Genomic DNA, 12,210 nt, shown 5'->3' on the forward strand with positions numbered 1-12,210 from the left:
AGGCCTTCTTCATTCACGCGGCATGGCTGCATCAGGGTTCCCCCCATTGTGCAATATTCCCCACTGCTGCCTCCCGTAGGAGTCTGGACCGTGTCTCAGTTCCAGTGTGGCTGGTCATCCTCTCAGACCAGCTAGAGATCGCAGGCTTGGTAGGCCTTTACCCCACCAACTACCTAATCCCACTTGGGCTCATCTCATGGCATGTGGCCCGAAGGTCCCACACTTTAATCTTTCGATATTACGCGGTATTAGCGACAGTTTCCCGTCGTTATCCCCCTCCATAAGCCAGATTCCCAAGCATTACTCACCCGTCCGCCACTCGTCAGCAAGAAAGCAAGCTTTCTCCTGCTACCGTTCGACTTGCATGTGTTAAGCCTGCCGCCAGCGTTCAATCTGAGCCATGATCAAACTCTTCAATTCAAGTTCAATCGCTCAATAAACTGCTTAGCTATAAATAAAAAAACTACTTAAAAAAGTAATGATGAATTTTCAGTTAAGCACCTATTAAGACTTCAAAATTAAAAATAGTTTTAAAACAAGTCAATCAACAAGTGCCCACACAGATTGTCTGATATATTGTTAAAGAGCAAAAAACAACGACGCACGTGGAAACTTAAATACTTCACAACAGTGCGTCGTTGTGTGCGGTGCATTATAGGGATTTTCAAACCCCTTGCAAGTACTTTTTTGTAAAAATATTTAAAAAAATGATCTTTTGATGGAAATATAAACATTTCATCAAAAAGTGCGGTTAGAATGCTCAAATTTTTATCGCTATAATTTCTTACGTAATGAAACTTCACCACCATTAAACATCTGGATTTTATTGCCACGTAATACTTTTAGATAACCACGTTCATCAATACCTTGTTCAATACCGGAAATCACACGTTGTTCCGTAATTACATTCACTTCACTGTTGAAAAACGCATCATGGTTTTTCCACGCTTGTTGAAATTCAGCATTAATGCCTTCTTTTTCAAAACGTTCTAGGCGTGTATATAAATGTTGAATCAATGTTGAAAACAATGTCTGACGATCAATATCGGGATCAATTTCACTCAACTGCGCATAAGGCTGACTAATTTCCGTTTGCTTTGGCAATGAAACATTAATCCCCACGCCAATAACTAAATTCATTAAGCCATTCTTATGATTAGCAATTTCTACCAAAATACCACCTAATTTTCGCCCCTCAAACAACATATCATTTGGCCATTTCACTTGCACATTTAGCACCTCGGCAATCGCCAAACCGATGACTAAACTTAAACCCTCAATTGATTTTTTAGGATCAAATGCCCAATAAAAACTAAACATGATTTGCCCGGCAAAAGGCGATAACCATTGGCGACCACGCCGACCGCGCCCAGCAGTTTGATATTCTGCCACACAAAGATCACCTTTTTTTAAGGAAGGAATATTTTGTAGTATCCATTCATTTGTAGAGGAAATAATCGGCTGATAATGGATACTATAAGGAAAAAGTGCAGTTGAAATTTGCTGAGGATTTAATAAAGGAAGACTAGGCACTAAGCAATAATTTTGGCTATCAACGACTATTTCCAAGCCTAGCTCACGTAATTGTTTAATGTCCTCTTCAATATCCAGAGAAAACTTTTCCAATTCAAACCGCACTTTCGGCTGACAGTCAGCTAAATATGTCAATAAAGCGAAATTCATCATTTATCCCTTGTGGTAAACGGAGCGAAAATCATAGCACAAATCCAAAAATTTCGTTTTCAAAATCAAGTAAAATCTGTATAATCCCACCGCAATATTTTTTAACTTCAACTTAGCGAGAATATTGCAATGTCATTACGCATTAAACAAGAAGCCCTTACTTTTGACGATGTTCTACTCGTCCCAGCACATTCAACAGTGCTTCCAAATACAGCCAATCTTTCAACCAAACTCACTAAAGAAATTAATTTGAATATTCCTATGCTTTCAGCAGCAATGGATACCGTAACCGAAACCAAACTTGCGATCTCTTTAGCGCAAGAAGGTGGCATCGGCTTTATTCATAAAAATATGACCATTGAACGCCAAGCGGACCGTGTTCGTAAAGTGAAAAAATTCGAAAGCGGTATCGTCTCTGAACCAGTAACTGTTTCACCAAATTTAACGCTTGCCGAACTTGCTGAAATGGTGAAGAAAAACGGTTTCGCTGGCTATCCTGTTGTAGATAGTGAAAATAACCTAATTGGTATCATTACTGGACGCGACACCCGTTTCGTAAAAGATTTGAGCAAAACTGTTTCACAAGTAATGACGAAAAAAGAAGACTTGGTGACAGTAAAAGAAGGGGCTAGTCGCGAAGAAATTTTGGAATTAATGCATCAACACCGTGTTGAAAAAGTATTAGTGGTTAATGATAGTTTCAAACTTAAAGGCATGATTACCGTTAAAGACTTCCAAAAAGCAGAACAAAAACCGAATGCATGTAAAGATGAATTCGGCCGTTTACGCGTAGGTGCCGCTGTAGGTGCAGGCCCAGGTAACGAAGAACGTATTGATGCTTTAGTGAAAGCTGGTGTAGATGTGTTATTAATCGACTCTTCTCACGGTCATTCAGAAGGCGTATTACAACGCGTTCGTGAAACTCGCGCAAAATATCCAAACTTACCAATCGTTGCAGGTAACGTAGCAACGGCTGAAGGTGCTATCGCACTTGCAGACGCAGGCGCAAGCGCAGTGAAAGTAGGTATCGGCCCTGGTTCAATTTGTACAACTCGTATCGTAACTGGTGTAGGTGTTCCACAAATCACTGCTATCTCAGATGCAGCAGCAGCATTAAAAGATCGTGGCATTCCAGTGATTGCCGACGGTGGTATTCGTTTCTCTGGTGATATTGCAAAAGCCATCGCTGCAGGCGCAAGCTGTGTAATGGTTGGTTCTATGTTTGCTGGTACTGAAGAAGCACCAGGTGAAATCGAACTTTACCAAGGTCGTGCATTTAAATCTTACCGTGGTATGGGCTCATTAGGTGCGATGGCGAAAGGTTCATCAGATCGCTACTTCCAATCAGATAACGCAGCAGATAAACTCGTACCAGAAGGTATCGAAGGTCGTATTCCATACAAAGGTTACTTAAAAGAAATAATCCACCAACAAATGGGTGGCTTACGTTCTTGCATGGGCTTAACTGGCTGCGCAACCATCGAAGAATTACGCACGAAAGCGGAGTTTGTTCGCATCAGTGGTGCGGGTATTAAAGAAAGCCACGTTCACGATGTAACGATAACTAAAGAAGCGCCAAACTATCGTATGGGCTAACAATGAATAAAAGAGCGGTTAAATTTGCCCGCTCTTTTTAACTGTTTCATGTAATAAAAGGAACTATAATGAAGAAATTTATATTACTGATTCCATTTATTCTATCGGCCTGCACATTACTCGGTCCAACTTATACTGGGGAAACAACAGCAGACGATTTATTAAAATATGATACGGCAAGTAACATTAACCTATTTTTCAGAGCAATCCATAATTGTACGCCTAAACATATTCACACTCAGATCGATGATGTAAAACTAAACAACAAAACTTCCACTGTAGATTTAGTGAATGAAACTTGGACAGTAAAAGGCTGTAATAAGACCGAAACATTTCACATCAAATATATCAGCGATGGACATGGTGGAACTTACATCAATATGACAAAACAAAATTAACATAAGGCAAAAAATGACAAACATCCATAATCATAAAATCCTGATCCTCGACTTTGGATCACAATATACTCAACTGATTGCACGTCGCGTACGTGAAATTGGTGTGTACTGCGAACTTTGGGCGTGGGATGTGACTGAAGAACAAATCCGTGAATTTAATCCAGACGGTATCATTCTTTCTGGTGGTCCAGAAAGTACTACTGAAGAAAATAGCCCTCGTGCACCTGAATATGTATTTAATGCTGGTGTACCAGTATTAGGCGTTTGCTATGGAATGCAAACTATGGCAATGCAACTTGGTGGTTTAACCGAAACCTCTGATCACAGAGAGTTCGGCTATGCTTCCGTTTCTCTTGAAAATTCCACCGCACTTTTCGCAAATCTGAATAATAATTCGACCGCTTCCGAGCCAAAATTAGACGTTTGGATGAGCCACGGCGATAAAGTAACGCGTTTACCAGAAAACTTCAAAGTTACTGGCACAACACCAACTTGCCCTATCGCGGCGATGTCTGATGAAAGTCGTCGTTTCTACGGCGTACAATTCCACCCAGAAGTAACCCACACCAAAAAAGGTTTAGAATTATTAACTAATTTTGTCGTGAATATCTGTGGTTGCGAAACTAAATGGACAGCTGAAAACATTATCGAAGATGCCGTTGCTCGCATTAAAGAACAAGTAGGCGATGATGAAGTGATTTTAGGCTTATCTGGTGGTGTCGATTCCTCTGTTGTCGCACTGTTATTACATAAAGCGATTGGTAAAAAACTACACTGCGTATTTGTGGATAATGGTTTGCTTCGCTTACACGAAGGCGATCAAGTCATGGAAATGTTTGGCGATAAATTCGGTTTAAACATCACTCGTGTTGATGCAGAAAGCCGTTTCTTAGGCGAACTTGCAGGCGTATCAGATCCTGAAGCAAAACGTAAAATTATCGGTAAAGTATTCGTTGATGTATTCGATGATGAATCGAAAAAACTCACTAATGTGAAATGGTTAGCACAAGGTACGATCTACCCTGATGTCATCGAATCTGCTGCAAGCAAAACTGGCAAAGCACATGTGATTAAATCACACCACAACGTAGGTGGCTTACCAGACTATATGAAACTTGGCTTAGTTGAACCACTACGTGAGTTATTTAAAGACGAAGTGCGTAAAATCGGTTTAGCATTGGGCTTACCAGCTGAAATGATCAACCGTCACCCATTCCCTGGCCCAGGCTTAGGCGTGCGTGTATTAGGCGAAGTGAAAAAAGAATACTGCGATTTATTACGCCGTGCGGATGCGATCTTTATCGAAGAATTACGCAATAGCGGTTGGTATGAAAAAACCAGCCAAGCCTTCAGCGTATTCTTACCTGTGAAATCTGTTGGCGTGATGGGCGATGGGCGTAAATACGATTGGGTTATCTCACTACGTGCAGTAGAAACCATCGATTTTATGACCGCACATTGGGCACATTTGCCTTATGATTTATTAGGCAAAGTGTCTAACCGTATCATCAATGAAGTGAATGGTATTTCCCGCGTCGTGTACGACATCAGCGGAAAGCCCCCCGCAACGATCGAGTGGGAATAAATTCGCTTTTTAAATCCTGATCTAGACTAAAGGCACGTTTTCCTCACGTGCCTTTATCTATTAAAGCGATTGATTATCTCACTAAAAATTGACATTGAAGAAAATTTACTACTAAAAAGATATAAATGCTCAAAAAAGTTCAAAAATCGCTCGTTTTAAAAAAATATTAGGCGTAAACTAAAAGAGCATCTCAACTTCTTTATTAGGAGACCAAACTATGTCATTACAAACAAACAAACAAACAAACAAACAAACAAACAAACAAACAAACAAACAAACAAACAAACAAACAAACAAACAAACAAACAATATTATCAAAAACACTTGATTTTAAAATAAATAAAGTCGCAGCTTTATTATCGATTTTATTAGTTACACCATTAGGATATGCCACTGATGTAACGAACCGAGATGTTTTCGATCTAATTAAATTTGGTAACGGTTCAGGAAATGGTGATGGAATGGGCGGCGGTACACAAGGTCCAACACTCACAAAATCAGGTGGGAGTATTGCTATAGGTTCACACTCTAAGCTTACAGAATCCGAACATTCCTATGTACTGGGAAGTAATGCTACTGTTACAAATTCTAACTATTCATCAGCTATTGGAATTAATACTGTTTTAAATAAATCAGACTATACATTTATTGGTGGAGCAGGAGCTAACGCAACTAACTCAAACAACAGCGTTGCTTTAGGATTAAGGGCAACCGCAGAAAACTCAGCTGACAGTTTCGTTAGCGGTACATTTTCTAAATCTATTAATTCTCACAACAGTACAACTATAGGTTCTTATTCTAACATCAATAATTCTATCCAAAGTACAACTATAGGTTCTTATTCTAACATCAATAATTCTAACTTTAGCTTATCCGCAGGTGCACAGTCTAAAGTAGAAAATTCTAAGAACAGTGTTGCATTGGGTGTATTAGCAACAGCTAAAAGCTCAGAAAATAGTTTTGTCGGAGGTATACTGGCTAATGTAAGTAATTCAAGTAGATCGATTACCATTGGTTCGAATTCTAAACTGGCTAATTCTATACAAGGTTCCGCTATTGGTAACGAGGTTATTGTTAATAATTCTGGTTGGTCTGTATCTATTGGTTCCAAATCTAATTTGGATAAATCTGAACAAGGTGTAGCTATTGGTTATGCTTCAACTGTTAATAATTCTAGCTCTAGCTTAGCTGCTGGGACTCTATCTAAAATAGAAAATTCGACTAGCAGTGTTGCTATAGGTTCATCTGCAACAACTAAAGATTCAGGTTGGTCTATAGCTGCAGGTTCTAATTCTAATGTAACTAAATCTGAACAAGGCATAGCGACTGGTTATGCCTCTACAGTTAATAATTCTAAATTTAGCTTAGCCTCTGGCGCACAATCTAAAATAGAAAACTCTGAAAACAGTGTTGCTTTAGGGGTTAAAGCAAGTTCTGAAAATTCAAGTGGTAGTTTTGTCGGCGGGGCATTCTCTAAAGTAAATAATTCTAAAAACAGTGTCACGCTAGGGATAACAGCCAGTACTGAAAATTCAGAAAATAGTTTTGCTGGAGGAGCATTTACAAAAATAACATCTTCTAATAATTCAGTTACTGTCGGTTCTGGCTCTAAGATAATTAATTCGGAGCAAGGTATAGGTATTGGTCACGACTCAAGCGTTAAGTACTCTAATTATGCTTTAGCTGCTGGAGCAAGATCTGAAATAGAAAATTCCGAAAATAGTGTTGCTTTAGGGGTTAAAACCAATGCCAAAAATTCAAATGGTAGTTTTGTTAGTGGAGAATTTGCTAATGCAGATAATTCTAGTCACTCAGTTGTTGTTGGTTCTAAATCCAATGTAACGAATTCAAATGAAAGTGTAGGAATAGGTCGTGAATCAACCCTTAATAACTCTTACTACTCAGTTGCTGTAGGCTCTAAATCTAATGTTACTGATTCGGATGGAAGTATAGGAATCGGTCTTAAATCAACCATTAATAACTCTATTTATGCTTTATCTATTGGCTCTAACTCTAAAATTGAAAATTCAGTGAATGGCGTTGCATTAGGTGTAAATACAATTTCTAAAAATTCAAATGGTAGTTTTGTTGGTGGAGAATTTGCTAAAGTTGAAAACTCAAGAGGTGCTATTGTAGTAGGTTCACAAGCTAAAGCTGAAAACGCTATTGGAGGGATTGCACTGGGTCATTTTGCATCTGTTAGTGTTTCAAATGGCGTAGCATTGGGAAGCAGCTCAGTTTCAAATGTTGATAAATTACAAATAGGTTATGGCTTAGAAGCAAATTCAGAAATAAAAAATAAAATAGATACATTTAAAAAAGCTGAACAACAATTGTTGGTTACACTAAATGCTGCAGAAGAAGAATATAAAACCAAAGACAAGGCTTATGAACAAGCAAGCGATGAACATCGTGCTACCGCTAAAGCAGAACGTGATGTAGCCAAAGCAAACTATGAAACCAAACAAACAGAACTGAAAGAAAAACGTAAAGAGATTAGTACTTGGCTCTCTACTGCTGCGGCAGTTTCTCTTGGTAATGAAGACGAGGGCATTACTCGCCAGTTAAACAACCTTGCTGCAGGGACAAAAGACACCGATGCAGTAAACGTGGCTCAATTAAAAGCAATAGAAGCTAAAGTAGCATCTGGTGGTGTGGATGCTGCTCGTCAATTCAATGAGGTAAATACAAAATTAACCGAACATACCTCTCAATTAGATTCTCAAAAAGAGCAGCTCCAATCACAAAATAATAGATTAAATACAGTAGAAACCGATGTAAATCGTCATCAGCAAGCAATTAATCAAGTCAATACAGAATTAACTAAACACTCAACTCGCTTAAACACTGTAGAATCTGATGTAAATCGTCATCAAGTAGAAATAAATCAAGTAAACACAAAATTAATGGAGCATCAAACTCAATTCGAAAAAGTCGATAATCAGTTCCGTCAATTAGATAAACGATTGAATAAAATGACAGCCGAATATCGTAGTGGTATTGCAGGCAGTAATGCAATGGCAGGAGTGCCAACCGTACAAGCTGCAGGCGAGTCAATTTTTGGTTTGGGAGTGGGTTCATTTAAAGGGGAAAGTGCAGTGGCTGCAGGCTACTCTACTGCCTTGAAAAAAGGGAAAGTAGTGGTAAAATTCAATGCTTCCATCAATTCTCGAGGCGATATTGGTACATCAGGTGGCGTGGGCTGGAAGTGGTAATCACGAACAAATAACGGCACATATTTTCTTGTGTGCTAGTTAATTGTGAGAGGTTTATTCAATACCTGCACTGCAATAGAAATGATTCTCTTTGCAGTGCAATTTTTTCGCAAATTTTATGAAGAATTAACTTATTTTGGTCGTCTGTTTTAAGAATAAATACCCAAGCGTTGCTGAAACCGTTGAACTGAGTAAGATTCCTAAACGAGAAAGCGTATTGATACTTTCTCCCGCATTAATAATAGCGAGTGCGAGTAAAAAAATCTTGAGAGGCAATGGCACTTGCTTACTCAATAATGCCATAATACCAAGCGCAAAAGCGATATCTGTCGCCATAGGAATAGCCCAGCCGTTTGCAAGGCTAGGATCCTGTTTTGCAATAAACCAACGCGGGTACGATCATTCCACCCACTGCAGCAATGGCAGGGAAAATAGCTTGTTGGTAGGAAGAAAGTGTGCCTTCAAATAATTCTTTTTTAACTTCCATTCCCACTAACACAAAAAACACCGCCATAAAACCATCGTTAATCCAGTGGATTAAGGTTTTATTAATAGAGAAACTGCCAATTTGCAAACTGACTGGCAAATTCAAAAAATCATGATATTGACTGCTTAATGACAAACATCCACAACCATAAAATCCTGATCCTCGACTTCGGTTCACAATATACTCAACTGATTGCGCGTCGTGTGCGTGAAATCGGTGTGTACTGCGAACTTTGGGCGTGGGATGTGACGGAAGAACAAATCCGTGAATTTAACCCAACGGGGATTATTCTTTCAGGTGGTCCTGAAAGTACCACCGAAGCAAACAGCCCGCGCGCCCCAGAATATGTATTCCATGCCGGTGTGCCGGTATTAGGTATTTGCTACGGCATGCAAACGATGGCAATGCAACTTGGTGGTTTAACTGAGACCTCTGATCATAGTGAATTCGGCTATGCTTCTGTTTTAATGGATAATCCAACCGCACTTTTCGCTCATTTAAATGATGGCGATAGCAAATTAGATGTATGGATGAGCCATAGCGATAAAGTAACGCGTTTACCTGAAAACTTCCAAGTAACGGGTACGACTCCAACCTGCCCAATTGCGGCAATGTCAGACGAAAATCGTCGTTTCTACGGTGTACAATTTCACCCAGAAGTAACCTACACCAAAAAAGGTTTAGAATTATTAACTAATTTTGTCGTGAATATCTGTGGTTGCGAAACTAAATGAACAGCAGAAAACATTATCGAAGATGCCGTTGCTCGTATTAAAGAGCAAGTGGGCGATGATGAAGTGATTTTAGGCTTATCTGGTGGTGTGGACTCTTCTGTGGTTGCATTACTTTTACACCGTGCTATCGGCAAAAACTTACATTGCGTATTCGTAGATAACGGTTTACTCCGATTACACGAAGGCGATCAAGTCATGGAAATGTTCGGTTACAAATTCGGTTTAAACATCACTCGTGTTGATGCTGAAAGCCGTTTCTTAGGCGAACTTGCTGGCGTATCGGATCCTGAAGCGAAACGTAAAATTATCGGTAAAGTATTCGTTGATGTCTTCGATGATGAATCGAAAAAACTCACTAACGTAAAATGGTTGGCACAAGGTACGATCTACCCTGACGTGATCGAATCTGCAGCAAGCAAAACCGGTAAAGCACATGTGATTAAATCACACCACAACGTAGGTGGCTTACCTGACTATATGAAACTTGGCTTAGTTGAACCTTTACGTGAATTATTTAAAGATGAAGTACGTAAAATCGGTTTAGCATTAGGCTTACCGGCTGAAATGATCAACCGCCATCCATTCCCAGGTCCAGGTTTAGGCGTGCGTGTATTAGGCGAAGTGAAAAAAGAATACTGCGATTTATTACGCCGTGCGGATGCGATCTTTATTGAAGAATTACGCAACAGCGGTTGGTATGAAAAAACCAGCCAAGCGTTCAGTGTGTTCCTGCCAGTGAAATCTGTAGGTGTGATGGGCGATGGCCGTAAATACGATTGGGTTATCTCGCTACGTGCGGTAGAAACCATTGATTTTATGACCGCACATTGGGCTCATTTACCTTATGATTTATTAGGCAAAGTGTCTAACCGCATCATCAATGAAGTGAATGGCATTTCCCGCGTCGTATACGACATCAGCGGAAAACCACCAGCGACAATCGAGTGGGAATAGAAAATCTCTATTTCAAATAATTTCTAATTATTTCAGTAACTTTAATAAGTGCGGTTAATTTTCACCGCACTTTATTTTTGTTTAAAAGCCCTTCTATGCCAATCACAATGAGACTTAACCAAATAGGCACATAAGTAAAATAGTCGCTTGTGGTTATTTGGTTATCCAGCACAAAGACAGCTATTAAAAAAGCAATATGGGTTCGATATAACTCAATACCGCAAAAATACTAACTGGAATTTGTTGGCTTGATTTTAAGTTGGCTGAAAGCGAAATCGCACTCACAATACCAAGTGCTGGTAGCAATAACCAATAACGATATTCTTGCGTAACCAAAGAAAGCGTATCGCTTTGAGAAAGAATATAAATAAAGCAAGGAATCGAAATTAAAATAATATCCAATGTAATTCCTTGTAGAGCAGGGATTTTCATCCATTTACGGCTTAGATAATAAAATGGATAAACCATACAAACCCACAAGCTTGTCCATGAAAAACTTTGAGTGTGCCATAATTCATGTACAACACCGCAGGCAGCCAGTAAAAGCGCAATTTTCTGAATAAATGATAAGCGTTCTTTTAACCAAGCCCATCCTAAAACAGCCATAATCAGAGGGAAAAGAAAGTATCCCATCGCAATATTTATCCCTTCGCCATTTAGCGGTGCCCACATAAAGAGCCAGAATTGACTTCCCGCATCTAGTGTCCCCAGTAAAAACAAAACCCAACGCGTCCAACTTTTTCCTAAAGTTGTCGTGATAAGAGACAAAAGAGAACGGCAACCAATAGTCGGGAATAAAATTAAAAGTAACCCAAAGATCATGGTCAGCATACGCCACGCAAAAACATCCGTTCCGCTAAGTGGTTGGAGCCATATACTAAATAAATACAATATGCCAAATAAACATTGTGAAAAAATGCACAATAATACGCCTTGAATGACTACTTTCATCTTGAACCTCATCTCATCAATGTGATTATTATAAAAGCCCAAGGCAATAAAAAATCTCAACTTTATTTTTTATTGTGATAATATTTTTCTCAATAGTTACATTTTTGAGAAATTATCTTATGCAAACACTGGATAAATTAGATCGTAATATTTTGAATGTATTACAACAAGATGCCATGATTCCATTAAAAGAACTGTCAGAGAAAGTGAATAGTTCCGTTGCAACCTGTCAACGACGTGTACAAGCATTAACTGATTCAGGCGTTATTACAAAACGAGTTGCAGTCGTTTCCCCAAAAGCCGTTGGGCGTACCATTAGCGTATTTGTCATGGTCGAAATGGATAATCAACATTCTTATTATCAAGAGCAATTTGAACGGAAAATGCGTCAAGAAGACGAAGTGGTGAGCTGTTACGAAATCTCAGGGGACTATGATTTTATGTTACTACTCCATGCAAAAGATATGGAAAGCTATCACGCATTCACACGTCGGGTATTGACGGGTGAATTTCATGTAAGAACTTATAAAAGTTTATTTGTAATGAATTTTACCAAAGCAGATAGTGGAATTATCTTATAGAACAAGTGCGGTAAATTTTTACCGCA

General features: G+C 39.1%; 6 protein-coding genes, 1 rRNA gene and 3 pseudogenes. 6 read left to right on the forward strand and 4 right to left on the reverse strand.

Going from position 1 to position 12,210, the window contains the following annotated elements; translation table 11 throughout:
- Together GG9_RS0108825 and birA are read right to left on the reverse strand one after the other, a co-directional pair.
- Window positions 1–420 (reverse strand): 16S ribosomal RNA (locus GG9_RS0108825); the annotation flags it as partial.
- A 354-nt stretch (window positions 421–774) separates the two neighbouring features.
- Entirely contained in the window at window positions 775–1,683 is a 909-nt protein-coding gene (gene birA, locus GG9_RS02620; protein ID WP_032825118.1) for a bifunctional biotin--[acetyl-CoA-carboxylase] ligase/biotin operon repressor BirA, read from the reverse strand.
- A gap of 129 nt (window positions 1,684–1,812) precedes the next feature.
- Here birA and guaB point away from each other — a divergent pair, with 129 nt between their 5' ends.
- The 4 genes from guaB (at window position 1,813) to GG9_RS02600 (ending at window position 8,477) form a co-directional block, all read left to right on the forward strand.
- Complete coding sequence (gene guaB / locus GG9_RS02615) at window positions 1,813–3,279, forward strand: IMP dehydrogenase (protein ID WP_005632100.1); 1,467 nt, start codon at window positions 1,813–1,815, stop codon at window positions 3,277–3,279.
- 68 nt (window positions 3,280–3,347) lie between these two features.
- Entirely contained in the window at window positions 3,348–3,677 is a 330-nt protein-coding gene (locus GG9_RS02610) for a hypothetical protein (RefSeq protein WP_005632102.1), read from the forward strand.
- Window positions 3,678–3,690: 13 nt separating this feature from the next.
- Window positions 3,691–5,262 (forward strand): glutamine-hydrolyzing GMP synthase, encoded by a 1,572-nt coding sequence (gene guaA / locus GG9_RS02605; RefSeq protein ID WP_005632103.1) that lies wholly within the window; start codon window positions 3,691–3,693, stop codon window positions 5,260–5,262.
- A gap of 461 nt (window positions 5,263–5,723) precedes the next feature.
- Window positions 5,724–8,477: a YadA C-terminal domain-containing protein gene (locus tag GG9_RS02600; protein ID WP_005632104.1), complete on the forward strand. Its 2,754-nt coding sequence runs from the start codon at window positions 5,724–5,726 to the stop codon at window positions 8,475–8,477.
- A 234-nt stretch (window positions 8,478–8,711) separates the two neighbouring features.
- Here the strand turns inward: GG9_RS02600 and GG9_RS0108830 are convergent.
- Window positions 8,712–9,144: pseudogene (locus GG9_RS0108830) on the reverse strand (Na+/H+ antiporter NhaA); the annotation flags it as partial.
- On the opposite strand from GG9_RS0108830, the pseudogene guaA (GG9_RS0108835) reads away from it, so the two are divergent.
- Window positions 9,093–10,652, forward strand: a pseudogene (guaA, locus tag GG9_RS0108835) (glutamine-hydrolyzing GMP synthase). The pseudogenes GG9_RS0108830 and guaA (GG9_RS0108835) sit on opposite strands and share 52 nt — an antisense overlap.
- Window positions 10,653–10,713: 61 nt before the next feature.
- Here the strand turns inward: guaA (GG9_RS0108835) and rarD are convergent.
- Window positions 10,714–11,603 (reverse strand): annotated as a pseudogene (rarD, locus tag GG9_RS02595) (EamA family transporter RarD).
- A gap of 119 nt (window positions 11,604–11,722) precedes the next feature.
- Here rarD and GG9_RS02590 point away from each other — a divergent pair.
- A complete protein-coding gene (locus GG9_RS02590; protein WP_005632111.1) occupies window positions 11,723–12,184 on the forward strand; it encodes an Lrp/AsnC family transcriptional regulator in 462 nt (153 codons plus the stop codon).
- Window positions 12,185–12,210: the final 26 nt, after the last annotated feature.

It is taken from the genome of Haemophilus haemolyticus M19501 (assembly GCF_000222025.1).
Lineage (GTDB): Bacteria > Pseudomonadota > Gammaproteobacteria > Enterobacterales > Pasteurellaceae > Haemophilus > Haemophilus haemolyticus_G.

What these genes read in the sequence shown, in the direction of transcription:
- GG9_RS02600 (WP_005632104.1), top strand. Translation starts at nt 5,724, where the DNA reads ATGGGCGGCGGTACACAAGGTCCAACACTCACAAAATCAGGTGGGAGT.
- guaB (WP_005632100.1), top strand. Translation starts at nt 1,813, where the DNA reads ATGTCATTACGCATTAAACAAGAAGCCCTTACTTTTGACGATGTTCTA.
- guaA (WP_005632103.1), top strand. Translation starts at nt 3,691, where the DNA reads ATGACAAACATCCATAATCATAAAATCCTGATCCTCGACTTTGGATCA.
- birA (WP_032825118.1), bottom strand. Translation starts at nt 1,683, where the DNA reads ATGAATTTCGCTTTATTGACATATTTAGCTGACTGTCAGCCGAAAGTG.
- GG9_RS02590 (WP_005632111.1), top strand. Translation starts at nt 11,723, where the DNA reads ATGCAAACACTGGATAAATTAGATCGTAATATTTTGAATGTATTACAA.
- GG9_RS02610 (WP_005632102.1), top strand. Translation starts at nt 3,348, where the DNA reads ATGAAGAAATTTATATTACTGATTCCATTTATTCTATCGGCCTGCACA.